This is a genomic window from Bradyrhizobium sp. SEMIA, assembly GCF_014844175.1.
GTDB classification, from domain to species: domain Bacteria; phylum Pseudomonadota; class Alphaproteobacteria; order Rhizobiales; family Xanthobacteraceae; genus Bradyrhizobium; species Bradyrhizobium arachidis.
This window is the reverse complement of sequence record NZ_CP046601.1, coordinates 9,676,324-9,700,746: the sequence shown is the minus strand read 5'-3', so window position 1 is coordinate 9,700,746 and position 24,423 is coordinate 9,676,324. Positions and strand designations below refer to the sequence as shown.

17 protein-coding genes and 17 pseudogenes are annotated in these 24,423 nt (G+C 61.4%); 13 read left to right on the top strand and 21 right to left on the bottom strand.

Annotated elements, in window-relative coordinates:
- Positions 1-1,584 precede the first annotated feature (1,584 nt).
- Positions 1,585-1,752 (bottom strand): annotated as a pseudogene (locus FOM02_RS46720) (sulfatase-like hydrolase/transferase); the annotation flags it as partial.
- On the opposite strand from FOM02_RS46720, the pseudogene FOM02_RS47490 reads away from it, so the two are divergent.
- The 3 pseudogenes from FOM02_RS47490 to FOM02_RS46705 form a co-directional block, all read left to right on the top strand.
- A pseudogene (locus tag FOM02_RS47490) lies at positions 1,751-2,203 on the top strand (ATP-binding protein); the annotation flags it as partial. The pseudogenes FOM02_RS46720 and FOM02_RS47490 overlap by 2 nt on opposite strands.
- Positions 2,195-2,419, top strand: a pseudogene (locus tag FOM02_RS46710) (flagellin); the annotation flags it as partial. The pseudogenes FOM02_RS47490 and FOM02_RS46710, both read left to right, overlap by 9 nt.
- 246 nt (positions 2,420-2,665) lie before the next feature.
- Positions 2,666-2,944, top strand: a pseudogene (locus tag FOM02_RS46705) (PAS domain S-box protein); the annotation flags it as partial.
- Here FOM02_RS46705 and groEL read toward each other — a convergent pair.
- Positions 2,945-3,241 (bottom strand): annotated as a pseudogene (groEL, locus tag FOM02_RS46700) (chaperonin GroEL); the annotation flags it as partial.
- A gap of 29 nt (positions 3,242-3,270) precedes the next feature.
- Between groEL and FOM02_RS46695 the strand changes: the two are divergent.
- Positions 3,271-3,435: an ATP-binding protein gene (locus FOM02_RS46695; protein ID WP_265441388.1), complete on the top strand. Its 165-nt coding sequence runs from the start codon at positions 3,271-3,273 to the stop codon at positions 3,433-3,435.
- A 228-nt stretch (positions 3,436-3,663) separates the two neighbouring features.
- On the opposite strand, the pseudogene FOM02_RS46690 reads toward FOM02_RS46695, so the two are convergent.
- Positions 3,664-3,861, bottom strand: a pseudogene (locus tag FOM02_RS46690) (ATP-binding protein); the annotation flags it as partial.
- A pseudogene (locus FOM02_RS47485) lies at positions 3,852-4,193 on the bottom strand (HAMP domain-containing protein); the annotation flags it as partial. The pseudogenes FOM02_RS46690 and FOM02_RS47485, both read right to left, overlap by 10 nt.
- On the opposite strand from FOM02_RS47485, the pseudogene FOM02_RS46680 reads away from it, so the two are divergent.
- A pseudogene (locus FOM02_RS46680) lies at positions 4,192-4,566 on the top strand (SufD family Fe-S cluster assembly protein); the annotation flags it as partial. The pseudogenes FOM02_RS47485 and FOM02_RS46680 overlap by 2 nt on opposite strands.
- Before the next feature lie 347 nt (positions 4,567-4,913).
- Here FOM02_RS46680 and FOM02_RS46675 read toward each other — a convergent pair.
- A complete protein-coding gene (locus tag FOM02_RS46675) occupies positions 4,914-5,339 on the bottom strand; it encodes a hypothetical protein (RefSeq protein WP_322596945.1) in 426 nt (141 codons plus the stop codon).
- Between the two features lie 403 nt (positions 5,340-5,742).
- Here FOM02_RS46675 and FOM02_RS46670 point away from each other — a divergent pair.
- Positions 5,743-6,125: pseudogene (locus FOM02_RS46670) on the top strand (transposase); the annotation flags it as partial.
- A gap of 17 nt (positions 6,126-6,142) precedes the next feature.
- Here the strand turns inward: FOM02_RS46670 and FOM02_RS46665 are convergent.
- The 5 genes and pseudogenes from FOM02_RS46665 to FOM02_RS46645 all read right to left on the bottom strand — a co-directional run.
- Positions 6,143-6,643 (bottom strand): annotated as a pseudogene (locus tag FOM02_RS46665) (thiolase C-terminal domain-containing protein); the annotation flags it as partial.
- 472 nt (positions 6,644-7,115) lie between these two features.
- Complete coding sequence (locus FOM02_RS46660; RefSeq protein WP_265441387.1) at positions 7,116-7,661, bottom strand: PAS domain-containing protein; 546 nt, start codon at positions 7,659-7,661, stop codon at positions 7,116-7,118.
- A gap of 28 nt (positions 7,662-7,689) precedes the next feature.
- Positions 7,690-8,325, bottom strand: a pseudogene (locus tag FOM02_RS46655) (HAMP domain-containing protein); the annotation flags it as partial.
- Positions 8,326-8,361: 36 nt separating this feature from the next.
- Positions 8,362-8,709 (bottom strand): annotated as a pseudogene (locus FOM02_RS47480) (AMP-binding enzyme); the annotation flags it as partial.
- A gap of 271 nt (positions 8,710-8,980) precedes the next feature.
- Positions 8,981-9,658, bottom strand: a pseudogene (locus FOM02_RS46645) (sulfatase-like hydrolase/transferase); the annotation flags it as partial.
- 1 nt (position 9,659) lies between these two features.
- Here FOM02_RS46645 and FOM02_RS46640 point away from each other — a divergent pair.
- The 4 genes and pseudogenes from FOM02_RS46640 to FOM02_RS46625 form a co-directional block, all read left to right on the top strand.
- A pseudogene (locus FOM02_RS46640) lies at positions 9,660-10,109 on the top strand (flagellin); the annotation flags it as partial.
- A 269-nt stretch (positions 10,110-10,378) separates the two neighbouring features.
- Positions 10,379-10,585 (top strand): annotated as a pseudogene (locus FOM02_RS46635) (flagellin); the annotation flags it as partial.
- Positions 10,586-10,719: 134 nt separating this feature from the next.
- The gene (locus FOM02_RS46630; protein ID WP_028146463.1) at positions 10,720-11,661 is read left to right on the top strand and encodes an IS110 family transposase; all 942 of its coding nucleotides are present in this window, start codon (positions 10,720-10,722) and stop codon (positions 11,659-11,661) included.
- 3 nt (positions 11,662-11,664) lie between these two features.
- Positions 11,665-12,921, top strand: a complete 1,257-nt coding sequence (locus tag FOM02_RS46625; protein ID WP_265441386.1) for an AMP-binding protein — start codon at positions 11,665-11,667, stop codon at positions 12,919-12,921.
- 1,512 nt (positions 12,922-14,433) lie between these two features.
- On the opposite strand, the gene FOM02_RS46620 is transcribed toward FOM02_RS46625, so the two are convergent.
- From FOM02_RS46620 to FOM02_RS46585, 8 genes and pseudogenes are all read right to left on the bottom strand, one after another.
- Positions 14,434-14,664, bottom strand: a complete 231-nt coding sequence (locus tag FOM02_RS46620) for a hypothetical protein (protein ID WP_265441385.1) — start codon at positions 14,662-14,664, stop codon at positions 14,434-14,436.
- A 552-nt stretch (positions 14,665-15,216) separates the two neighbouring features.
- Complete coding sequence (locus FOM02_RS46615; RefSeq protein WP_028146520.1) at positions 15,217-15,486, bottom strand: hypothetical protein; 270 nt, start codon at positions 15,484-15,486, stop codon at positions 15,217-15,219.
- Complete coding sequence (locus tag FOM02_RS46610; RefSeq protein ID WP_231164137.1) at positions 15,486-15,749, bottom strand: hypothetical protein; 264 nt, start codon at positions 15,747-15,749, stop codon at positions 15,486-15,488. The genes FOM02_RS46615 and FOM02_RS46610 overlap by 1 nt, the downstream gene beginning before the upstream one ends.
- Entirely contained in the window at positions 15,694-15,945 is a 252-nt protein-coding gene (locus FOM02_RS46605; RefSeq protein ID WP_231164136.1) for a hypothetical protein, read from the bottom strand. The genes FOM02_RS46610 and FOM02_RS46605 overlap by 56 nt, the downstream gene beginning before the upstream one ends.
- A 522-nt stretch (positions 15,946-16,467) precedes the next feature.
- A complete protein-coding gene (locus tag FOM02_RS46600) occupies positions 16,468-16,593 on the bottom strand; it encodes a hypothetical protein (protein WP_265441384.1) in 126 nt (41 codons plus the stop codon).
- A gap of 170 nt (positions 16,594-16,763) precedes the next feature.
- Entirely contained in the window at positions 16,764-16,964 is a 201-nt protein-coding gene (locus FOM02_RS46595) for a hypothetical protein (RefSeq protein ID WP_231164135.1), read from the bottom strand.
- 260 nt (positions 16,965-17,224) lie between these two features.
- Positions 17,225-17,671, bottom strand: a pseudogene (locus FOM02_RS46590) (chemotaxis protein CheW); the annotation flags it as partial.
- Positions 17,672-17,754: 83 nt separating this feature from the next.
- Positions 17,755-20,468: pseudogene (locus tag FOM02_RS46585) on the bottom strand (chemotaxis protein CheW).
- Positions 20,469-20,702: 234 nt separating this feature from the next.
- Between FOM02_RS46585 and FOM02_RS46580 the strand changes: the two are divergent.
- Positions 20,703-20,885, top strand: coding sequence for a hypothetical protein (locus FOM02_RS46580; protein ID WP_035730401.1), 183 nt, complete (start codon positions 20,703-20,705; stop codon positions 20,883-20,885).
- A gap of 470 nt (positions 20,886-21,355) precedes the next feature.
- On the opposite strand, the gene FOM02_RS46575 is transcribed toward FOM02_RS46580, so the two are convergent.
- A complete protein-coding gene (locus FOM02_RS46575) occupies positions 21,356-21,625 on the bottom strand; it encodes a hypothetical protein (RefSeq protein WP_027561320.1) in 270 nt (89 codons plus the stop codon).
- 561 nt (positions 21,626-22,186) lie between these two features.
- Positions 22,187-22,363, bottom strand: a complete 177-nt coding sequence (locus FOM02_RS46570; protein ID WP_156950899.1) for a hypothetical protein — start codon at positions 22,361-22,363, stop codon at positions 22,187-22,189.
- 540 nt (positions 22,364-22,903) lie between these two features.
- Between FOM02_RS46570 and FOM02_RS46565 the strand changes: the two genes are divergently transcribed.
- Entirely contained in the window at positions 22,904-23,098 is a 195-nt protein-coding gene (locus tag FOM02_RS46565) for a DUF6894 family protein (protein ID WP_035730396.1), read from the top strand.
- 208 nt (positions 23,099-23,306) lie between these two features.
- Entirely contained in the window at positions 23,307-23,765 is a 459-nt protein-coding gene (locus FOM02_RS46560; RefSeq protein ID WP_265441383.1) for a hypothetical protein, read from the top strand.
- A 515-nt stretch (positions 23,766-24,280) separates the two neighbouring features.
- On the opposite strand, the gene FOM02_RS46555 is transcribed toward FOM02_RS46560, so the two are convergent.
- Positions 24,281-24,421: a hypothetical protein gene (locus tag FOM02_RS46555; protein WP_265441382.1), complete on the bottom strand. Its 141-nt coding sequence runs from the start codon at positions 24,419-24,421 to the stop codon at positions 24,281-24,283.
- Positions 24,422-24,423 lie beyond the last annotated feature (2 nt).

The window sequence follows — 24,423 nt, the reverse complement described above, 5'->3', positions numbered from 1 at the left end:
AGACGTACGTAGCTGTACATCGATCGATGCTCAGACGTACGTAGCTGTACATCGATCGATGCTGTAACATCGATCGATGCTCAGACGTACGTAGCTGTACATCGATCGATGCTCAGACGTATACGTCTGAGCATCGATCGATGTACAGCTACGTACGTCTGAGCATCGATCGATGTACAGCTACGTAACATCGATCGATGCTCAGACGTACGTAGCTGTACATCGATCGATGCTCAGACGTACGTAGCTGTACATCGAGCTGTAACATCGATCGATGCTCAGACGTACGTAGCTGTACATCGATCGATGCTCAAGACGTACGTAGCTGTAGTTTTGCCGTACGCACGGCCCGCTATTCGCCGCAGTTTTCCCAGCCCTGTCGACAGAGCCGGAAACTTACAGGCGAGACGAACCTGCTCAGACGTACGTAGCTGTACATCGATCGATGCTCAAGACGTACGTAGCTGTACATCGATCGATGCTCAGACGTACGTAGCTGTACATCGACGGTCCGCTGCGCGAATAGGTAGCGCAAGGAGACCGCACAGCAGCATACAGGTGAAGCCCAACACACGGCCTTCCCTGCGCGATGGTTGGACGGCTTATGTGCTCAGACGTACGTAGCTGTACATCGATCGATGCTCAAGACGTACGTAGCTGTAACATCGATCGATGCTCAGACGTACGTAGCTGTACATCGATCGATGCTCACTGGCGGCCGGCTATCTCACATCGAGTTGGGTGATTTCCTGCGAGACGGGAAGGGCCGAACAGCAAGCGTTGTTGCGATTGATCGGAACGCTGGTCGAAGTACCGCCAAGGGCGGTACTTCGACCAGCGTTCCGATCAATCGCAACAACGCTTGCTGTTCGGCCCCTTCCCGTCTCGCAGGAAATCACCCAACTCGATGTGAGATAGCCGGCCGCCACCGCGTGCGCCGACGAGGATCCGTACGAGGCGCTGCTGTCGGATGCGTTCTGGATCACCGAAGCAAGTTCTGGATCGATGTTGCCAGAGCCGGCTTCGGGACCCACGGCTGTGCAAATTCTTTGTTGCCACCTTTCGCACAGTGGACCGTGGGTGCCCGGCCCGGAATCACCCGAAGACCACTCCAAGCCCACTTCTGCCAGCCCATATGGAAGGGTGGGACCTGACTACAGTGTAGGCGGCAAGCCGGGTTATTGGCTAGAAGACGAAAGGCCCGACTTCTCACGTACAGCTTGAAGTTTGTCGCCGATCTCGTTGATCGCGGTCCCTCAACATAGCAGACTTCTCCAAAGAAGAAACTGCCAACCGAGCAGCTATGAGACCTGTCCGACGAGCACATGGTCGACCTCGTGCTGACCATCGCCTTCTATTGCGGGGGGCGGCAGCGCTGATTCTGCTTCAGCGCGTATGGACCGAGGGGAGCCTCCTTTGGATCGCAATGTCGTCGATGGCGATGTTGTCGATCTGCACACGCACGCCCTGCGCCGCTGTCTCAAGCGTCGTGAACGGCATCACCGCCGTTAGAGCTGTTCGGGTGCACATGCGCGATGGTGATCTATTTGATGCCTGGGATCAAGATTACATCCGGGGCCTGACGCGACCCGCGGTGCAGCTCGCCTCGGCGTAATAGTCGGTAAACAGCATGCCCTCCGCCGCGATCTTGTCGAGGTTCGGCGTCCGGCCGGCCATCATGCCTCGATGGTAAGCACCGATATTCCAGATTCCGATATCGTCCCCCATGATGACGACGATATTGGGTCTTTGTCTGCTCGACCTGATCAAGGACCCGCTCACCCACATGGTGCGCAACTCCGCCGATCACGGTCTTGAGACCCCCGCCGAGCGCTTGGCGAGCGGCAAGGGCGAGCAGGGCACCATTCGCCTCTCCGCCTATCACGAGGGCGGCCACATCATCATCTGCATCGCCGACAACGGCCGCGGTCTCAACACCGAGAAGATCAAGGCCAAGGCGCTCTCCTCCGGTCTCGTGCTCGACCTGATCAAGGACCCGCTCACCCACATGGTGCGCAACTCCGCCGATCATGGCCTGGAGACCCCCGCCGAGCGCTTGGCTAGCGGCAAGGGCGAGCAGGGCACCATTCGCCTGTCCGCCTATCACGAAGGCGGCCACATCATCATCTGCATCGCCGACAATGGCCGCGGTCTCAACACCGAGAAGATCAAGGCCAAGGCGCTCTCCTCCGGTCTCGAGTCGCTGCTGGTCGAAGCCAAGACCGCCGGTATCGACCGCTCCAAGATCCAGGCCGACATCACCCAGATCCAGCAGCAGATGAAGAACACCGCCGATGCGGCGACCTTCAACGGCGTGAACTGGCTGAGCGCGACCGCCTCGACGCCGGCGACCTTCGACCTGGTGTCGTCGTTCTCCCGCGTCCAGAGCACGCCCACGATCGGCTCCATCACCCTGACGATCTCATACAGGTGAAGCCCAACACACGGCCTTCCCTGCGCGATGGTTGGACGGCTTATGCCGTGCTCTCCCGGGAGCCGAGTTCGTTCTGGCCTCCCTCACTCTCACGAAAGTCGCCGGCACCGCGCCGGTTGACGCGACTGCCGCATCCGCAAGAGCTTGACCGTAGCAACGACGGCCAGGACCACACGGTTTTGCCGTACGCACGGCCCGCTATTCGCCGCAGTTTTCCCAGCCCTGTCGACACGCGCCATCTTCGAGCACAATCCCGCCATGTACTTCATGGTCGATGAAGCCGGCACTATCCTCAACGTCAATTCACTCGGCGCGACACAACTCGGCTATGCTCGTGCTGAACTGATCGCTCGATCAGTGCTGGACGTATTTCTCGAGGAGGATCGCGGTTTCGTTCGCGAATGCGTTCGGACGTGCCTTGAGGATGTCGGACAAACGCGCACTTGGGACGTCCGGAAAGTCAGGAAGGACGGCTCGGTGTTGTGGGTACGTGAAAACGCCAAAGCCATGCCCGACGCGGATCACCGCGACGCCGCCCGCGAGCTTGGCGAGACGCTCCTGGAGCTTCTCACGGTCGTAGTCCGAGGTTGTCTCCTCGATCTGCGCCTTGATCTGGGCCACGCGCGCCTCGATGTCGGCCTTCTTGCCGGCGCCGTTGACGATCGTGGTGTTCTCCTTGTCGATCATCACCTTCTTGGCGCGACCGAGCATGTTGAGCGTGACGTTCTCGAGCTTGATGCCGAGATCTTCCGAGATCGCCTGGCCGCCGGTCAGGATCGCGATGTCCTGCAGCATGGCCTTGCGTCGGCATCGCCGAGAACGACGCGGACCGCGTCTTGGATCCCTTCTTCACCACCAAATCGACTGGCCTTGGAATGGGTCTTTCAATCTGCCGGTCGATCGTGGAAGCTCATGGAGGACGACTGTCGATGGTCCACAAAAATGGACCGGGTGCGACGTTCCAGTTCGCCTTACCGCTGTACAAGGAGGCCGTCTCGTGACTGCACGATTTGGCGCGCCAGATGAAGGCAGCAATGCCGAGGCCTCGACAAAGGCGACCGTCTTCGTCGTGGAGGATGACATCTCCATGCGTCGCTCGCTTACGAACCTTTTTCGAAAAAGGTTCGTAAGCGAGCGACGCATGGAGATGTCATCCTCCACGACGAAGACAACCGCCCTTGTCGAGGACTCGGCATTGCTGACTTCACCTGGCGCGCCAAATCGTGCAGTCACGAGACGGCCTCCTTATGCGGCGGTAGAGCAACTTGGAAGGTCGCGCCCGGTCCACTTTTGTGGACCATTGACAACCGTCCTCCGTGAGCTTCCACGATCGACCGGCAGATTGAAAGACCCATTCCAAGGCCAGTCGGCTTGGTGGTGAAGAAGGGATCCAAGACGCGGTCCGCGTCGTTCTCGGCGATGCCGAGACTTCGGCGATGTTGCGGACCTGGGCGGTGAGGTTGCCCGCCATCGAGTTCACGCTGTCGGTGAGGTCCTTCCAGGTGCCGGCGACGCCGGGCACGTTGGCCTGGCCGCCGAGACGGCCTTCGGTGCCGACCTCGCGCGCCACGCGCGTCACCTCGCCCGCGAAGCGGTTGAGCTGGTCGACCATCGTGTTCAGCGTGTCCTTGAGCTGAAGGATCTCGCCGCGCACGTCCACGGTGATCTTGCGCGACAGGTCGCCGCCGGCGATCGCGGTGGCGACTTCGGCGATGTTGCGGACCTGGGCGGTGAGGTTGCCCGCCATCGAGTTCACGGACTGCCGCGGTGATCGTTCCAAGATCTCCTGGACCCAGGTCGAAACCGGCTCGGCGATCACCTGGAAGTACCCGAGCTGCATCCTGCGTGGCGATAATTCGAGCGGCGAGTTCTACTCGATCGCGATCTCGAACGGCTTCCAGCAGGTCGATTCGGGCACCAAGATGATCCATCTCGGCAAGAACACGTCGAGCCGCATCATCTCCAAGGGCATCGCGGCGGGCAAGTCGCAGAACACCTATCGCGGTCTCGTCACCGCGCACCGGAAAGCGACCGGCGCGCGTAACTTCACCGCCTGCGACTCGCTGCTGATCGGCGACAAATGCGGCGCGCACACCGTGCCGTACATCGAAGCCAAGAACTCGTCGGCAACATGCGCGAGGTGCTTTACGGCGGCCGACATCCTTGCGCTCGCGACTCTTGCCGCCGTCATCGATCGGCGCGGATAGCTCGAGCTGATCGAAACCGCCTAAGCCATCCCGGCTTCAGGCGCATCGCCAGGAAAAGGATCATGTAATGAGTAACGATAGGATTCCAGCCCAGCCAAACAAGGAGACTGGACCCAGCAGCGCAGGATTGAAACGCCGCGATCTCCTTTTGAGCGGCAGCTCCATCGTCGCAGCTTCAGCGCTCTCTGCGGTCGGCGCGACAGGTTTCGCGCAAGCACAGCAGCCGGCACCCACTCCCGCGCCAGCCGGACAAAGACCCAATATCGTCGTCATCATGGGGGACGATATCGGAATCTGGAATATATGTTGAGCACACGCACCCGGCTCTTCGCCGACTGTTTGGCGTCGGTATCGTACATGAACTCGGTCAGCGGTTTCTCCAGTAGCAGGACCGGGTGGTGAGCGAGGTCGCCGATGTAGCACAGCGAGTCCGTGCCGGAATTGATCATGAAGACCGTGTGACCGACCGTGTGGCCCGGCGCCAAGATCGCATGAACACCGGGCAGGATTTCCTCGCCGTCCTTGATGAAATGCATCCGGTCCTTGTTCGGCTGCAGATTCTTGCGCGCCGTATCGAGAAAGACCTTGAACTCGGACGGCACCTTGGTCTCGTCAGTCCAGAAATCGTAGTCCGCCTGCGTGATGAAATATTCGGCGTTCGGGAAGTGACGCGATCCGTCGTCCGGCCGGGCACCCACGGTCCACTGTGCGAAAGGTGGCAACAAAGAATTTGCACAGCGGCATACAGGTGAAGCCAAACATCCGGCCTTCCCTGCGCAGTGGTTGGAACGGCGTATGTCGTGCGCTCCCCGGGGAGCGATGCACTATTGCCCCCGTCGCCTTGCGGATGGCTGATGCGCGTATCCGGTTGGACAGCACACATCACCGCAAGACTTGGCGCACAGACCCCGGGCGCCAGGACCACACGATTTTGCCGTACGTGAACCACATCTGTCGCAGGCGCGAGGTCTTCGCTCACGGTTGCCCGCCCTGCGAAGCTTCTCGCGCCGATGTGGCCCACGCCCACCGCCGCCCGGTCCACGTTCGTGACGATCGCGATACGCCCCCGAGATTGGTGTTTCATGAAGCCGGAGGTGGGCGATGAAGAGACGGAAATTCAGTCGCGAGTTCAAGATCGAGGCGGTCAAGCTGGTTAGGGAGCGTGGGGATGTCGGTGGCGCAGGCCGGGCGCGACCTGGATGTCCATGAGAACGTTCTGCGCAAAAGGGTGAAAGAGTTCGGCTCTGATCCGGTGCAGGCCTTTCCCGGCCACGGGCAGATGAAGCCGGAGCAGCAGGAGATCGAGCGGTTGCGCCGTGAGGTCGCCAAGTTAAAGGCCGAGCGGGATATCCTAAAAAAGGCCGCAGCCTTCTTCGCGAAGGAAGCGACATGAAGTTCGTCTTCATCGCGAAGCACCGGGCGACCTGGTGGCATGGCTATGCGATGCGCTGGGGGTGTCGCGGTCGGGCTTCCATGCCTGGCTGATTTTTCGCTTCGCTCATCACACGCGCTCCAGAATGGCCGTCGAGGCGGCGTGGCGAACACCCAGAAGGCCGCCGGTGCCGTGGGCGATGGCGAGATCGCAATTTTTCACCTGCACCTTCGGATGCGCCTCGCCGCGCAGCTGCCTGGCGGCCTCAATGATCTTGGTCATGCCGCCGCGATTGACGGGATGGTTGCTGCAGAGGCCGCCGCCATCGGTGTTGAACGGCAGCTTGCCGACACCCGAGATCAGATTGCCGTCGGCGACGAACTTGCCGCCGTCGCCCTTCTTGCAGAAGCCGAGGTCCTCGAGCTGCATCAAGACGGTGATGGTGAAGCTGTCATAGATCGAGGCGTATTTGATGTCCTTCGGCGTAATGCCGGCTTCCTCGAACGCGCGCGGGCCGGACCAGACGCCGGCGGAGTATGTGAGGTCGAGATCCTTGCCGCCGCGCGGGCCCTTCATGGCCTCGCCATGGCCGATCAGGCGGACCAGCGGCTTCTTCAGGCTCTTGGCGATCTAAGTCAGCCTGAAGCATCTGTTCCCCCAAAGGCCGCCTCTGTTGGCGGCCTCTTATTGATCACTCTTCAGCTTGCGGCGACCCTATGCGGAGTTCAACTTTACAATCAAAATCAATCATTGTGACCGACGAGCGTCCTCCAACCTTGCTCGGCAGCATTAACCACCGACTGATAGGCCGCGAGGCTTACGTCAACGTACGCAATGAAAAACGAAAGCTGCAGGTCTATCAAGCTCAAAGATGGTGTAGGACGCGTCCTGCGGTCGGACAACTTGATGATCTGGGCTGACATGTGAATTCCTAATGCTGGTCTCAGTGATCCCGGCGGGTTGCAACATAGCAAGACTAGCTTGGTTCCCGCATCGACCGGCCCACCCACCTCGCAAACTATTAACGCCTTGGACCGCGGAACGCGCGCGAGCCACGGCGGTCGTGCGTGGGGACAACCGCCGTTTCACACTGGCAGCCTTTTCAACCTGGTCTAATGCGAGCTGTCGCCATCGATGCAAGATTGGACTTCAAATCATATTCGAACCGCCGCTCCTTGTGTTCAATCGCCTGGCGCTGCACCTCCTGTAGCCGCGGCAAGTCGTCCGGATGGATGCGCGATCGAATGGTCTCGATCGATACCGGCTCTTGTGGGCTAAAGCCGAACAGACGATCGACCTCGGCGGACCGATATATGAAATCTAGACAGTAGACGTCCCAGGACCAGCTGCCCGTGTGACTGAGATGCTGAGCCTCGGCCAGATAGGCCTCGCTGCGGCGCAGCTGCTGTTCTGCTCGCCTCGCCGCCGTGATATCCGTAGCTGCCCCAACAAACTCGATGTCACCAGAGGCTGTTCTCGTCGCTCGCGCCTGCGCATGGATGTGCTTTACCGAGCCGTCCGGTAGCAGGAGCCGGTATTCGTGCTCGAAATCGCTCGGGTCTCGCATCGTGCGATCGATAAGTTCTTTAACTGAAGCCCTATCCTCTGGATGAGTGCGCTCAACGACGAGCTGCGGCCCCGGCGGCACTGTGTCAGGATCTAATTGGAAAATGCGAAATGTTTCCTTTGACCAGAAGGCCTCGCCTGCGGGACAAGTCGCCGCGCGCCACGGCGGTGGTGACTTCGGCGATGTTGCGGACTTGCGTCGTGAGGTTCGCGGCGAGCAGGTTGACGTTGTCGGTGAGGTCCTTCCAGGTGCCGCCGACGCCGGGCACGACGGCCTGACCGCCGAGCCGGCCTTCGGTGCCGACCTCGCGCGCCACGCGCGTCACTTCGGCGGCGAAGGAGCGGAGCTGCTCGACCATGGTGTTCAAGGTGTCCTTGAGCAGCAGGATCTCGCCGCGCACGTCGACCGTGATCTTCTTCGACAGGTCGCCGCCGGCGATCGCGGTCGCGACCTCGGCGATGTTGCGGACCTGGGCCGTCAGGTTCGAGGCCATGAAGTTGACGTTGTCGGTGAGGTCCTTCCAGGTGCCGGCGACGCCGGGCACCTCGGCCTGACCGCCGAGCTTGCCTTCGGTGCCGACCTCGCGGGCGACGCGCGTCACTTCGCCAGCGAAGCCGTTGAGCTGGTCCACCATCGTGTTGATGGTGTTCTTGAGCTCGAGGATTTCGCCCTTCACGTCCACGGTGATCTTGCGGGACAAGTCGCCGCGCGCCACGGCGGTGGTGACTTCGGCGATGTTGCGGACCATCTGCACGGCCAAGAGGGAGTGGCCGCCCAGTTCGAAGAAGTGGTCGTTGCGCCCGATGCGCTCGACACCAAGGAGCTCGGCCCAGATCTGCGCCAGCGCCGTCTCGACTGCCCCTTGCGGCGCCTCATAGGCTGCCAGTGCATAGGCCTGATCGGCCGGCGCCGGCAGCGCGTTGCGATCGAGCTTGCCATTGACCGTGAGCGGAAGCGCTGCCAGCCGCACGAACGCGCTCGGCACCATGTAGTCCGGCAGCCGCGCACTCAAGTGCGCGCGCAAAGCGCTCGCAAGCCCGCCTGCATCGCCCTCATCCGAGCCGGCCTCGGGCGCGCAGACCACATAGGCGATCAGATGCTTGTCACCGGCGCCGTTCTGGCGCGCCACCACCACCGCCTCGCGCACCCAGGCGTGCTCGCAAAGCTTTGCGACGATCTCGCCCGGCTCGATGCGATAGCCGCGGATCTTCACCTGATCGTCGTTGCGGCCCAGGAACTCAAGATTGCCGTCCGGCAGGTAGCGTGCCAGGTCGCCGGTCCGGTACAGCCGATCGCCCTCGACAAAGGGACTGGTGATGAACCGCTCGGCTGTCAGCTCAGGGCGGTTCAGATAGCCACGTGCCACCCCCGCCCCGCCAATGTAAAGCTCGCCAACCGCGCATGCGGGTTGGATTGAGCCACAGGAAGAACGGCTTGTTGTCGGCCTTGGCCTTCTCAATGAACTTCAGGGCAAGGTCCCGGATTTCGTCGTCCACGGTTTCCATCCTCTTGGGATAGAGCGTGCCGGCGTCCTCGATCCTTTGCTTGCCCACCTTGCCCCAGCGCGGGTCCACCGTGGCATCGTCGACATCGGTCGCCCACGTATGCAGCATGTTGCGCGGACCAACGACGTTCAATAGGTCTTGCGGATAACCGGGGTGAGCCGGATCTTCCATCGCGTCGAGGTGATACAAGTAGCCGAAGAATTCGTCGAAGCCATGTACCGTCGGCAAAAATTCATTCTTGTCGCCAAGGTGATTCTTGCCGAACTGGCCGGTGGCATATCCCATGCCTTTGAGCGCGGTGGCGATGGTCACGGCCTCCGCCGGCAAGCCTGTGGGCGCGCCGGCCTGGCCGACCGTGGTCATGCCGGTGCGGATCGGCAGCTCTCCGGTGATGAAATTGGCGCGACCCGCTGTGCAGCTCGCTTCGGCGTAGTAATCGGTAAACAGCATGCCCTCCGCCGCAATCTTGTCGAGGTTCGGCGTCCGGCCGGCCATCATGCCACGATGGTAAGCACCAATATTCCAGATTCCGATATCGTCCCCCATGATGACGACGATATTGGGTCTTTGTCCGTTCTCCCGCGTCCAGAGCACGCCCACGATCGGCTCCATCACCCTGACGATCTCCAGCTACTCGCTCTACACGTCGGGCACGAGCGGCATTCTGGACACGCAGACGACCGCCGGTGTGTCGGTCGCCAACCTGACCATCACCTCGCTGACCGACGCGGCCACCGACCAGGCCACGCTCGACGGCTACATCGCGCAGGTCACCGCCGCGATCAACTCGGTGGCTTCGGCCGCTGCCGACCTCGGCGCCGTCAAGAACCGCATCTCGACCAACACGGAATTCGTCAAGACCCTGATGGACTCGGTGGATCGCGGTATCGGCCAGCTCGTCGACGCCGACATGAACGCGGAATCGACCCGCCTCCAGGCGCTGCAGACCCAGCAGCAGCTCGGCGTTCAGGCGCTCTCGATCGCCAACCAGAACAGCCAGAGCATCCTCTCGCTGTTCCGCTAAGCCCGAAAGCTATCTAAGGGAGCCGCGCTTCTCGCGAAGCGCGGCTCTTTTCGTTTTGGCGTGACGTCCCGCGCCGGCCGTAATTCCGCTTGCATTATTGTGGTCCGGTTACGGAGCCACAAGCCTCGCGCAAACTTCGCGTGCTATCGCCGCCGTTACGACCGGTTGAGCGCGCTTTTCGCAGCCCAAAGGCATGATGCCGCCCTGTCGTACCGGTGCAAGTCCGGTATGTCCCAACAAATTTCAATCTGTTTCAAGGGGACGTCAAAATGAGTTCTAGCCTCCTCACTAACTCCGCAGCAATGACGGCGCTGCAGACCCTCCGCAACGTCAGCTCCAACCTGCAGACCACCGAAAACCGGATCTCGACCGGCCAGCGCGTCTCGACCGCTTCGGACAACGCCGCCTACTGGTCGATCGCAACCTCGATGCGCGCCGACAACGCCGCGCTCTCCGCGGTCTCCGACTCGCTCGGTCGGTTGGGCGGGAAGCCGTTGGGTCCTTGGCGCTTGACGCCGTGAGCCGGCTCGGTCTCCCGCCCGTTCCATTACCAACCTGAACAGTTGCACGAGGCTGCGCCAACAGACCTCGCATCACAGGGACAGGCACCGTGATCATACCCCTTCGTTGCGTCGGAATCGACGTCTCCAAACAATATCTCGATATCTTCGATGAAGGCCTGGGCGTGCCGGAGCGCATCGCCAACGCGACGCAGGCCATCACCCAGATCGCGGCGCGTTGGCGATGCGATGTGCTGGTCGTCTTCGAGGCCACGGGTGTTTATGACCTCGAGCTTCGCGAAGCGCTGAGCGAGGCCGGCATCCGTTTCGCCCGGATCAACCCGGCCCGGGCTCGTGACTTCGCGCGCGCCAGCGGGCAGCTCGCCAAGACCGACCCGATCGACGCGCGAATGCTGGCAGCCTTTGCGCGGGCCATGCAGCCAGCAACGGAGCCGACTGCCAATCCCGCCCGCAACGCCTTGGCGGGACTTGCAAAACGGCGAGATCAGCTGGTTCGCATGCGCGCGCAGGAGAAGAACCGGCGCAGCGAGACCGACGACCGTGCCATGGCCGAGCGCATCGGTCGCCTCATTGAAGTCCTCGACGGCGAGATCGCCGAGATCGAGGCCGACATCAGGGGACTAATCAAAGCCGAGCGAGAGATTGCGGACGATGCGCGATTGATGCGCTCACTGCCTGGCGTGGGTCCCGTGGCTTGCATGCAACTCATCGCGAAGATGCCGGAACTCGGACATGTGGGAGCCAAGCAGATCGCGGCGCTCGCCGGCCTGGCTCCCTTCAACGTCGACAGCGGAGCCTTCCGCGGCAAACGCAAGATTGCCGGCGGCCGAAAGCGCGTCCGTGACGCCCTCTACATGGCTGCGCTCAACGCGGTTCGCAGGGCCGATCCGTTCAAGGCCTTCTACGCACGGCTGCGACGGGCCGGCAAACCAGCCAAGCTCGCCCTCATTGCCGTCGCCAGGAAGCTGCTAACGGTCCTCAATGCCATGATGCGTGACAGAAAGCCGTACCTGAAAGCCAACCCAACATAACAGTTGCCGGCGGGGCTGAGTGTCGAAGCTGCCGGAGACCAGGTTGATCAAGTCGAGTTCGATCTTGAGCTGAGCCTTGGCGAGCATGGCGAGCAGATCGCCGGAACGCTGGCTTATGCGACGGCGCTGTTTGATCAGGCGACGATCGAACGGCAGCGTGGTTATCTGCTGGCGCTGCTGCGGGCGATGGCTACCGATGCGCAGCAAGAGGTCCGCCGGATTGAGCTGCTCTCGGCTGCCGAGCGCTCGTATCTGCTGGAGGAGCTGAACCGGACGGCGGCGCCGTACCCTGCGGAGCGGTGCATCCACGAGCTGTTCGAGGCGCAGGTGCACAAGGCGCCGGATGCGGTGGCGCTGGTCTGCGAAGATGAGCGGCTGAGCTATGGCGAGCTCAACGCGCGAGCCAACCGCCTGGCACATCACCTGATCGCTCTCGGGGTCAAACATGGGGATCGCATTGCCACTGTGCTGGACCGCTCCGCCGCTCTTGTGGTGGCCCAGCTGGGGATTCTGAAGGCGGGTGGGGTGTATGTACCGATCGATCGCGCCCTTCCGGTCGCGCGACAAGAATTGTTGATGGCCGATTGTGCTGCACGCTTGGTGCTTTGCGGGGATGATCTGGTTGAGGCGACCATACCTGTTCGTGCTATTGAGCCGCTCATAGCTGGCACGGAATGTAGTTCCGATCCAGGGCTGGCGTTGAGCGCTGAAACCGCCGCTTACGTCATGTACACCTCCGGCTCAACTGGCCTTCCCAAAGGAGTTGTTGTTCCTCATCGTGCCGTCAACCGGCTCGTGATCAACAGTGGTTATGTGAAGATCGATGAAGGAGATCGGGTGGCATGGGCTGGCAATCCCGCCTTCGACGCAAGCACATTCGAGGTATGGGCACCGCTGCTTAACGGTGGTTGCATTGTTGCCATGCATGCGGCCACCGTCAGGGATACTGCTAGCTTTGCCCGGGCGCTTGAACGGCATCGGGTGACGTCACTGTTTCTGACAACAGCATTATTCAACCAATATACATCCTCGATTGCTCCGACGCTGGCGCAACTGAAGCACCTCCTCTGTGGGGGTGAGCGCGGTGATCTTGCCTCATTTTTGAGAGTGTTGAAAGAAAACGGCCCCGTGCGTCTCATGAACTGCTACGGGCCCACCGAGACGACGACCTTCGCGACGATCTGGACTTGCCCGGCTGATTTCAATGGTTCGGTGGTCCCGATCGGGGGCGCCGGTGGCCTTCATGGTGAAGAGAATTGAGCGCGTTGATCTTCTCGATATGGATTCGGCCGTCCTGGACTGGCTCAACCTGGGCAGCGAGCTCGAGCGGCCTGCGGGCGGCGGCAGGGTAGGTCAGCCTGTTGGCCTTCTTCCATTACTCGACGACACACTTGGCGAGGCGTCGTCACGTTCATCTCTCGCGATCTGCCGCCCGATTGCCCTCGCCAGCTCTACCCATTGTTCGTGGTGGCGTAGATGATCGATGCTACGTGGGTCGCTCGGGGGTGCGCTGCTGCAGATGCCGACTATGGGGTCGCCCATGCGTTTCAGCGTCGGCCTGTCCTGCTCGAAGCACGCTGGGTGCCACTTGCCATGGACAGAATCTCCCTTCTTGTAGGAGACAGTAACGCTGATCACATCCCGGTCTTGCACTTGACAGTGGGCACAGGTGAATATCGGAACCTCTCTCATGTTCTCACTCCGCCGAAGCCTCAACTTTTCCGACATGGCGGGACACCAGCGAAATCTTGCTCGCGGAACGTGGCCCCGACGCCGGGGATAGGGGGCTGGTTAAGCGCCGGGGCCCTCGCTGCCCGCCGTCGAATCGTTCGATTGGAGGTAGAACATCCTGGGCGGAAAGCTCACTGATTGTGCAGATATTGCGCTCTCCTGTGCAAGTGCAGTTCGTGCCAAGCGATGTGCCACACACGGCAAGCCGTGTGCCGATGGTGAATTCACCGGAACCGGCGAAAACCGTCGCGGACTTGGCCATAGTTGCTGGAGCCAGGTTGAGGTCGGAAAATTGGCGCGCTGGAAGCAGGATTGGACTGCAAAGGAAAACTCTGTGGAGGGCTTGTCTGGTAGGGGGCGCCAGAGGAGGCGCAGCGCACTATTGAGGAATATGCAGCTGAGCTGCGGGAGATCATCAAGAAGCTACGCTGCAAGATGAACTAAGGCGGCCTCACAGAAACCTAAGCCCGTTTTGGTACTTATACGGGATGCAACGTGTTTATTTGGTTCGGGTCACAACCGACAGCGGCGAACGCCAGCTCTGGCTGGCAGCGACGGAGCGAAGCGCCGCTGTGGATCGAGTGCTCGACGCGATTCCCGAAGGCTGGGCAGCGAGTCTAGTTGAACGCGAGTTAGATGAGGACCTGACAGCTTCATTGAACATGCAGGCCGGCGAGGTCCGGCGACATCTGGTGTCCTAATTCCCCCTCTGCGGGTACGAACGGTCCCGGGCATCCCCGGGGCGGGGCGTCCACCCCATCATAAATCCGCCATGTCAGCTTACCCCCCAACAGCGACATAGGAGCTGATATTGCACGACGTCCGAGAGGGGCCAGAAGCTGACGTTGCTAGAATGACTACAAGAGACGTGGCTCCTCACGGAAGCCAGTGATCTCCGCGGCTACCGCTCGTCTCCGCGACGATATCAACCCTGCAGGAGCCCTTATTATTGAGCATTCTGATTCAAGCATCGGACGGCATGGGTCGCTGTAGGTTAGATTGGCGGAACCCGCCGTCCAGCGCGTCTCCAGCAGAAATCGGTCAGCCCTTGCGCAGATACCGCGGCGACAGCGTTCTCTGGGACTTCACAGCATTGAGGGCCACAGCCAGTTCCTCGATCCGATACGGCTTTGATAAAATATTAACTCCGGTCTCCTTGGCTTCGTGAATGGCCGCTCCGCTGTAACCGCTTGTCAGCATGACGGGCGCATTACCGGCGTGCATGAGCTGGATTGCGCCAACGACGAAGAAGCCGAAGAGAAGGCGGCCCAATTACGTGATGGGCACGACCTTGATGTTTGGCAGCGAGAACGACACGTCGTTCGGCTGAAGCGCCACACAAGGCAGTAAGGCCGCCTCAGTTTGCGGCCTCGTTTCCCTTCTACAGGTATTCTAGAAACCTAAGCCCGTTTTGGTAGTTATGATGCAACGGGTTTATTTGGTTCGGGTCACAACCGACAGCGCCAGCTCTGGGTAGCAGCGACGGAGCGAGGCGCCGCTGTGGATCGAGTGCTCGACGCCATCCCCGAAGGCTGGGCAGCGAGCCTAGTTGAACGGGAGTTGGATGCGGACTTGACAGCTTTCATTGAACATGCTGCCCGGCGAAGTCCGGCGACATCTGGTGTCCTAATTCCCCTGTGCGGGTACGGACGGCCCCGGGCACCTCCGGGCTGTACCGAGACGCACCGAGACCGCCCGACGCACCATACTCAATGCGGCACGCCGGTTGATCGCGTCCCGCCCGGGATTCACTCCCGGAGTCTCAAATGATAGAGTGTCCAGAATTTAATCTGCGGGTGTCAAACAGCACCCCATGGCTCGCTTTCAGAAGGGCCGCGCTCCGTCTTTGTTGAGCAGCCTGACGTAAGTTCCGCTCTCGTGCAGCTCGAGCCAGCCGTGCTCGACGGCGTACCTGATACCGGCGCCGAACTCCGGATGGCCGCGGCTGCCTTTCAAGAGGGCCACGAACTGCGCGTTGATCCGCTCGATGTAGATCCGGCCGTCCTGCACGGCCGGCGTGGCGGCGGCGATCTCCACCAGCTTGCGCGCGGCGGTTTCCGGATCGGCGTAGGGGCGACCTTCGGCTTGCTTCATCAATGGATCCTGCCGGCCGCCTGCGCGGCATAGATGTGGGCGCGGTGCGCATAGCTCTCGGTCGGCTTCCAGCTGTCGAACGTCGTACCGCAGACGCAGCGCATCAGCGTGCTCCGGATCTCGCTGTCGAGCTTCTCGCCGCGGGCGCGTTTCTCCGCCATCTCGGCGCGCCAGTCGCGATCGCTGCGCCATTCGGCAAAGGCGGTTTCAGGGATGGCGGGGAGCAGGGCGGACCATGCCGCCTCGGGCCTCGCGGGCGGCATTGAAGCTCGAGGCGATTCCGCTCCGCTGCGTGCCCGGCTCCATGCCCGGATAGAAGCCGACGGACCATGCCCATTGATCGGCGTGAACGGGCACGCCGGCGCGCTCACCGATCGTCCCGATGCGGACGTCGTTGAAATAGATGTGCCAGGTCTCCCCATGCGGGTTGTCGCTGCGGCCGCAGGTGAGGGTGTTCATGGCCTTATCCATCATTCCGGCTGGGAGGGAGACCGCGGTAAGGGGCGATCGATTTGGACGGCGCCATAGACGTGTCCTTCGGCGTGAGTGTTTCCGGAAAGGGAGAGAGCAAATCATTCACGTTGGAGTGCACCGGGGCCAACGATGGCGAAAGGTGTCATCGCTGGCTTCAGGCTGGAATCTGTGCCGCTGGGCACGGATTCTGTGCCGCTGGGATGAAGACGGCAACGAAACGACGGCCCGGGTGGTCGTGCCGTTCAAGGTAACCCCCGGCTAGGCGGGCCGCCTACTGCAACTGCTTAAGATTGCGAGCGAGTCTGTCTGGGGCGACAGGAACGGTGGTGTCGCCGCCGCAGTTATTGAAGTATGCGACGGCTCTATTTGGCCTCGCGGCTACGATCTTCGCCTATGTTTTGCTGGTCCTGTGGCTGGGAGAACTGAGCGACAGGCGGGCGTTGAGCGCCTTGAAAGATATGGAGTGCCACACGATTCACGCGTTCGGTAGCGCTTGACTCCTGTCCGTCACGGCACGTTGACAGCTGGCATCTCTGCGGTGGCAAGCGGTGTAAACGGACCGCCATGCATGGCGGCTATCGCGACCAGCACGACCACGACAACGATCAGCGCACGAAAGACGATGCTCCACATGGGGCCAAGTCTAGACAAATGGGTGCGGCGTTCGTTGTGAAGTAGGCCACACGCGAATTCGTTGTTTTGCAACTGCGACGTAGGGGGGCTTCGATATTTACGAAACGAAGGGCTCTATCTGCATTGGGACAGCGGGAGCAGCCGCCCCTTGGCACTCGACCTAACGCGGCTCATTCAGTTTCACGAATGATGTGGTCGCGATGCTCAAGATGAAGCGCCTGTGATTGCCGCATGGTGGAAAGAATCTCGTTAGCCGCTTTCGTGTCTTGACCATCGCGATGAAGCTCAGCGACCAACTCTTCCCGCCTTGCAAGGTGCCGCTCGACTTCTGCAACGTGGCGTTCCGCTTCGTATAGGTGGCGCAGCAGCATTGCCCTGTCCATCAAGCTTCGTAGCACGCCGCTCAACTCGTTAACACAGGATACTGTGGTGGCGCTCGCAACACGCTATCATCTTTGCAGGGGCGGGCCATGAGCGCATTGACGAAGTTGACGGCTGAACTGCCGGAGAGCGAAGCCACTCCTCGATGCCTACAACCTTGTCCTGACGAGGCTTGAGCTGCTGCCGGTTTGATGGACTCCGAGATTGGTGTTTCATGAAGCCGGAGGTGGGCGATGAAGAGACGGAAATTCAGCTCGAGCACGCGGTCGACGTCGAGGACGACCATGAGCTGGCCGTCGAGACGGTGGACACCGCCGGCGAGCTTGGCCATGCGGGGGTCGAGGTTGACGGGGTTCTCTTCCATGCCGGCCTCGGGCAGGCGCAGCACCTCGCCGATCTGGTCGATCAGGAGGCCATAGGATTCACCGCGGAGGTCAACGCCGACCGCCATCGGCGCCTTGCCGTCCTCGGCCTTGCGCAGGCCGAGCCGGGCGCGCATGTCGATCACGGTGACGATGCGGCCGCGCAGGTTCAACACGCCGGCGATCTCGCGCGAGGCCAGGGGCACACGGGTGACGCGCTCGGGCATGAACACGTCCTGGACGCGGGAGATCGGCAGGCCGAACAGCTGGCCGCCGATCATCGCGGTGACGTATTCGACCATGGCACCTTCGCCAACTTGCGTCTTCTTGCTCATATCGTCTCTCCTCGTCCTAGCCGCTCTTTTGTTTGAGCATGATCTGGTCGGAAAACCGCTTCACACTTTTCCGGATCATGCTCTTAGGCCGCGGCCCGGCTCAGCTCGGAGGCGCCGGCGGCGCCCGCGGTCTGCTCCTTCAGCGCCGCGATCAGGCCGGGACGGTCGAACTTGGCGACATAGTCGTGGAAGCCGGCCTGACGGCCGCGCTCGATCGCCGCCGGCGACACCAACGCCGACAGGCCGATGATCGGCGTTGCCGCAAGGTTGTTGTCGGAGCGGATCACTTCCGCGAACTCGAACCCGTTCATGTCCGGCATCTCGATGTCGGTCAGGATCACGTCGAAGCTTTGCGCGCGCAGAGCGGCGAGGCCCTCCTGCGCGGTCGGCGCGGTGCGGACGCGGTAGCCCGCGGCTTTCAGGACGGGCGCCAGCATGTTGCGGAAGAAGGCGGAGTCGTCGACCAGCAGCACCGACTGCGAATGCATCGACGGCTTCATCTCCTTGCGGGTGAACCAGTCGGCGAACGCCATGGGGAGGAAATGGCCGACGTCGATCACTTCGGTGGCCTGGCCCTTGATCACGGCCGAGCCGAGAATGCCGGAGGAGGAGCCGCCGACCTCGATGTTGAGCCGTTCCTCGACGATGTCGATGATCTCGTCGACGACGAGGCCCATGGAGCGGCCGTCATCGGCGAACACCAGGATCGGCTGGGCGCCCTGGCTGGCGATGGTGACGCTCTCCATGGCCACCAGCGGCATCAGCTGCTCGCGGTACTGCACCATGTAGCGGCCGTTCGAGAACTCGATCTTGTCGGCGGGCAGCTCTTCGAGGCGCGTGACGAGCCCAAGCGGGACCGCCTTGGGCTGCGACGAGCCGGCGCGGAAGACGAGGAGCGAGGTGGTCTGCTCGCCACTTCCGATGTGATGCGCGCCGTTCTCGTCGGCCATGTCATGGGCCGAGGAGCCGGCGGCGCCGAGCGCTTTCGCAATGCCGTTGGGGTCGATGATCATGATCACGGCGCCATCGCCCAGGATGGTGTTGCCGGAGAACATGTCGATGTGACGCAGCTTGGTCGACATCGGCTTCACGACGATCTCTTCCGTGTGGAAGACGCCGTCGACGACGATGCCAAACGTCTGGCTGCCGACCTGGGTGACCACGATGAAGCCGTTCTCGGGATCGGAGGCCGCGCCGTCGTCGATCTTGAGCAGCTTCTTGAGGTGGATCAGCGGCAGCAGCTTGTTGCGCAACCTGAGGACCGCGGTGTCCTTGATGCGCTCGATGCGGTGCTCGGAGTTGGCGCGGGCGCGCACCAGCTCGACCACCGAGAGCTGCGGAATGGCAAAGCGGTCACCGGCGGCTTCCACGATCAGCGCGGAGACGATGGCGAGGGTCAGCGGGATCTTGATGGTGACGGAGGAGCCTTCGCCGGCCACCGACTTGATGTCGATGGTGCCGCCGATCTGGTCGATATTGGTGCGGACCACGTCCATGCCGACGCCGCGGCCCGAGACCGAGGTGATGGCGGCCGCGGTGGAGAAGCCCGGCGCGAAGATGAACTTGTGGATCTGGGCTTCGCTCATCTTCTCGAGCTCGGCCTCGGTGACGAGACCGGAGGAGAGCGCCTTGGCCTTGATCTTCTCGGTGTTGAGACCGCGGCCTGATCGGCGGAGTTGCGCACCATGTGGGTGAGCGGGTCCTTGATCAGGTCGAGCACCTGGCGGTCGAGCTCGGTGTCGGCGCCGTGCATCTCCAGCTCGATCTGCTTGCCGAGTTCGCTGGAGAGGTCGCGGACGATGCGGGGCAGCTTCTGCCAGGCATTGCCGATCGGCTGCATGCGCGTCTTCATGACGCCTTCCTGCAGCTCGGCGGTGACGTTGGAGAGGCGCTGCAGCGGCACCTTGAACTCGGTGTCCTCGTTGCGCCTTGAGATCTCCAAGAGCTGGTTGCGGGTCAAGACCAGCTCGGAGACCATGGTCATGAGGTGCTCCAGCGTATCCACGTTGACGCGGATCGACTGGTTGGCGATGCGGTCGCCCTCGCCGGCACTCTCGTCGGCCATCGACTTCTTCGGCGCGGCCTTCTCCTTGGCGGGCTTTGCAGTTTCCTTGGCTTCCTTCGCAGCTTCCTTCGCAGTTTCCTTGGCGACAGGCGCGGGGGCTTCAGCAGCCGGCGCAGGTGCGGGCTCGGCCTTGGCAACAGGCGCGGGGGCCGGCGCTTCGATCGCGGTCTCGCGGAAGGCGCGCTCGAGCTCGTCGAGCGAGACTTCGCCCGGACGGAGCGGGCGCTCCAGGGTCTGATCGATCAGCGTGCCGGTCGTCATCTCTTTTGCAGGAGCAGGTGCAGCGGCGGGCGCTTCCGGCACCAGCGGCGGGGCTTCAGCAACGGGAGCGGCAGCACCTGCCGCCATTGCGGCCATGCCCTGCTCGACCATCGCTTCCAGCTTGTCGATGAGATCGCGGTCGTTGCCCTCCGGCTCGGCCTCGGTTGCCTCGAGGCCGGCCAGAATCTCCTTGATGCGGTCGATCGAGGACAGGATCACGGTCACGGCCTGGCCGGTCACCGGCATGCCGTCACGGAATTTGCCCATCAAGGTCTCGCCGGCATGGGCCAGCGCTTCGAGCCGCGGCAGGCCAAGGAAGCCGCAGGTGCCCTTGATGGTGTGGACGAGGCGGAAGATGTTATCCAGAATCTTGGCGTTGTTCGGCTCCTGCTCGAACTTCACCAGCTGATTGTCGACGGTGTCCAGGCTCTCGCTGGTCTCCGTCAAAAACTCCCGCAACAGATCATCCATGACTAAGTCAGCCTGAAGCATCTGTTCCCCCAAAGGCCGCCTCTGTTGGCGGCCTCTCATTGATCACTCTTCAGCTTGCGGCGACGCTTGCGGAGTTCAACCAGACCCTTGAGGCCATAGAACAGGAGCGTAAAAAGTGAGGTCGGAAGCTGTCCGTATTTGAGCCCACGTGTCCTATGTTGTTTTCAGGCGCGTAGCTGGTGGTACAATCGTTCCATATGGGGAACGGCCGCCATGGACTACCGTGCTTACATCCTTGATGATGACGGGCGCATTACCGGCGTTGTGCATGAGCTGGATTGCGCCAACGACGAAGAAGCCAAAGAGAAGGCGGCCCAATTACTCGATGGGCACGACCTTGATGTTTGGCAGCTAGAACGACACGTCGGTCGGCTGAAGCACCACACAAGGCAGTAAGGCCGCCTCAGTTTGCGGTTCCCTTTTGCGGGTGCGCTAGAAACCTGAGCCCGTTTTGGTACTTATACGTGATGCAACGGGTTTATTTGGTTCGGGTCACAACCGACAGCGGCGAACGCCAGCTCTGGCTAGCAGCGACGGAGCGAGGCGCCGCTGTGGATCGAGTGCTCGACGCCATTCCCGAAGGCTGGGCAGCGAGCCTAGTTGAACGGGAGTTGGATGCGGACCTGACAGCTTCATTGAACGTGCAGCCCGGCGAAGTCCGGCGACACCTGGTGTCCTAATTCCCCTGTGCGGGTACGAACGGCCCCGGGCATCTCCGGGCTGGAGGACCGAGAGGCACCGGGACCGCCCGACGCGCCATATTCAAAGCGGCGCGCCGGCCGATAGGGTCGCGCCCGGGACTCACCCCTGGAGTCTCAAATGATAGAGCGTCCTAAATTTAATCTGAACAGCACCTATGACTCGCTTCAGAGAGGCCGCGCACCGTCTTTGTTGAGCAGCCTGACGTAAGTTCCGCTCTCATGCAGCTCGAGCCAGCCGTGCTCGATCGCATATCGGAGGCCGTTCCCGAACTCCGGATGGCCACGGCTGCCCTTCAAGAGGGCCACGAATTGCGCGTTGATCCGCTCGATGTAGATCCGGCCGTCCTGCACGGCAGGCGTGGCAGCGGCGATTTCCACCAGTTTGCGCGCCGCGGCTTCGGGGTCAGAGTAGGGACGTTCTCCCGTCATCTTCAATCAGCGCTCCCCCGGCCAATGAAAGTGGGTTAGTGGCGGATATCTTGGTGGTACGCAAGGCCACCAGCTGGCTGCGATCAGCGGTTCTTCTCGGTCGAAGCCTCGGCGAAGAAGGCTGCCAACTCGATCGCTGCGGCCCCTTGATTTCAGCAAGCTTCAAGGTAGGGCGCACGCCCGCCGGCTGGCCGGTGACGAGAGCAGAGCCGCCGGTTCACGCTGGTGAGCCTTGAACTGAGATGCCCTAAGTTCATTTGTCAACTTTCCTGAGTCATCCGTTGCAGTACATCGCCAATCTCAGTTCGATGCGCACGGGGCTTGGAATGCTGACTGCCGAAGAATGCCGGAAGTTAGCGTTGGATTATCGGAGGAAGGCAGACGTTTCCGGCGTCACTCCACGAACCGCCACCGTACTTAGGAACATCGCGAAGAGCCTCATAGGACTGGCCAAGCAGTATCGAGGATGAAGAACGACGCGCGCGTTGAGCCGCCTCAATTGACGGCCTGGGCGGGCCTTCGCTTCCCTGTTGAGCGGCCGAGGAACCAATCTCCAGGTCCAAGGGTTTACGGTTCGCTTCTGGCCGCGTCGGGATGTGTATTCACGTAGACCGTGTTCTTTGTTTTCTTTGCGCCGACGAGAACACCAATAAAGCCGGCGACCACAAGGAACGCCCCTGCGATCATCAGCCAGTGGGGCAACTTCAGCATTGCGACCAGCGATAGCCATGCAGTCTCCGCCAATATCTCTACTCCTTGCCGCGGGTTCACGCTCGCGGGCCTGTACTCCGTTAATCACCCGTACCGAAAAGAATAGACGCCTGAGTTCCCTGCCTGCTGGCTGCCGCCGGAATTCAGTCCGGCGCTTCACGCCCCTGGGTAGTCAGCTCGTATCGATCGCCGTTCTTCGTCAGCCAGCCGCCCTCGACCAACCTGAGTGCAAACGCTTTCGTGCAAACTGGATGAAAGGCGGCCAACTGATAGATCTGGCCGTTTCGCTCGATCAGGTAGCCGTAGAGCCGGGCCCGCCGCAGAATCCTACGTACCTCTGGCGATAGGACCAACATGATAATCGCTCAAGCATCGGTTTGAGGGAGTGTTCCTAAGAATGGCGAGACACTGCGGGGTGCTCATTGCCGCACTTCGCCGGTTCACGCTGGTGGACCTCTGTGCTAGCAAATTGGCGTGTCGCGCCGATCGTGCGGAACGTCGCGGCCCCGGCCGCAGGAGCTCTTCCAGAGCGGCGCCTGCGGCCGATCGTTCTGGATCCCAGAGTTGTTTAACATGGACGCTGTGGAGCGAGAGGCTGCGCGGACAATGGCCGATGCAGCAGCGGAGAATTTCCAATTGCCAATCAAGCCTTCCGAGGCTTCAATCGAGGTGCGCGACGATGCCGGGCCGCTCATGCAGGTGCGGTTCACAGTTGAGATAGAGCGCCTGAGGAGCCAACAGACTCCTCTCAATGTTCATGACGCCTGAAGAGGGCTGAGGCCGAACGGTATCGCCTCAGAATGCGCGCGAGCTACTGTGCACAGTGGGTGTGGAAGACTCAGATCTACGGTCTTGGACTCGCGAGATGCTGCTCACACTCCCCGTGAAGGCTTCGCGGCCGTTGATTGTTTCCAAATATTTCTGGATTGTGGTAAAGGTTTGGCACCAACCATAGAGTGTGCCGAGCCCGCCAGTTATGAATTTTGTCCGAAGAGTGAAGCGTAAGTTTTTCCGGCCGCGGCAAGTCATCGAAGGGTACGAAGACCCTGAGCTGGTTGAGACAATCTTCCTCAAGACAATCAATCACACGCCTCAAGGCGGCTGGCCCTTAGTTTCGGCGATTAAGACTGTCCTCGATTTTGGCGGCGGTGCGGGCCTGCATTACAAGATTGCCCGGCAGCAATCCCCAGACATCCGATGGGCGGTAGTTGAGACGCCAGCAATGGTCCGGCGCGCGAAGGAGCTCGCCACCGACAAGTTGATGTTCTTCGAGGATATTGAGTCGGCTGCCGCCTGGCTCGGTAGTGTGGACCTTATGCACTCGAATGGAGCCATACAATACGTCCCGGACGCACTGGCAACCATCAGGACGCTGTGCTCCGTTCGCCCAACAACCGGCATTCTGCTGGAGCGCCGGTCAGTTCTTTTGAGCTAGATCAAAAGCCTAGACTTTGACTATCCGGTTCGGCTGAGGTTTGCTTCTGCCCTTCTCGGACCTCGTGCAATGTCAGCTCCTACGCCGCTGTCGGGGGTAAGCTGACACGTCACCCGGGGCTTTGGCTGCGAGGAACTTTGGGACCGACCTTCGCTTATTTTGCCGGTGACTGTCTCAGTCCCACGAGGCAAGAGCCTGTCCGGAGGCCCCAGCATCATCATGCCCCCCGGCCCGATGCTGGGGCCATCACGGGGAGGCTAAATTGGACGAGACTTGGAGAGTCGTTTTCGCGATCAGTGCGACGATTGCAGTCGCCGCTGGCTCCTTCTTCGCCATCCGGTTCATTATCGGATTGCACCTCTGACCGCTCGTTCACGTCCTAAGTTCAATTTTGAACCAATGCGGTCTGTTGCTGCCGAAGCCTGACACCTTTCTTGGCCGCAAGATGCAGGAGCCATTCAGCTCAAAAAAGGCCCCGCAGCGCGGAGCCTTTGTCTTGTCGAGATTGACGAGGCCTATCGCCGCGCACCGGCGCCGTAGAGCTCGCGCTCGCGGCCGATGTCTTCCAGCAGCTCCGGGCGTTCGCAAAGGCAAACACCCCAACCGGTGTCATCAGCCTCAAGCGCAACGACCACTTCTTCGAACTGGGCGGCCACTC

Bases quoted from the DNA above. Each gene is read 5' to 3' on its own strand.
- FOM02_RS46560 (WP_265441383.1), top strand. From the start codon at position 23,307: ATGAATTTTGTCCGAAGAGTGAAGCGTAAGTTTTTCCGGCCGCGGCAA.
- FOM02_RS46565 (WP_035730396.1), top strand. From the start codon at position 22,904: ATGGACGCTGTGGAGCGAGAGGCTGCGCGGACAATGGCCGATGCAGCA.
- FOM02_RS46605 (WP_231164136.1), bottom strand. From the start codon at position 15,945: ATGAACACCCTCACCTGCGGCCGCAGCGACAACCCGCATGGGGAGACC.
- FOM02_RS46580 (WP_035730401.1), top strand. From the start codon at position 20,703: ATGGACTACCGTGCTTACATCCTTGATGATGACGGGCGCATTACCGGC.
- FOM02_RS46615 (WP_028146520.1), bottom strand. From the start codon at position 15,486: ATGAAGCAAGCCGAAGGTCGCCCCTACGCCGATCCGGAAACCGCCGCG.
- FOM02_RS46600 (WP_265441384.1), bottom strand. From the start codon at position 16,593: ATGTGGAGCATCGTCTTTCGTGCGCTGATCGTTGTCGTGGTCGTGCTG.
- FOM02_RS46610 (WP_231164137.1), bottom strand. From the start codon at position 15,749: ATGCCGCCCGCGAGGCCCGAGGCGGCATGGTCCGCCCTGCTCCCCGCC.
- FOM02_RS46595 (WP_231164135.1), bottom strand. From the start codon at position 16,964: ATGCTGCTGCGCCACCTATACGAAGCGGAACGCCACGTTGCAGAAGTC.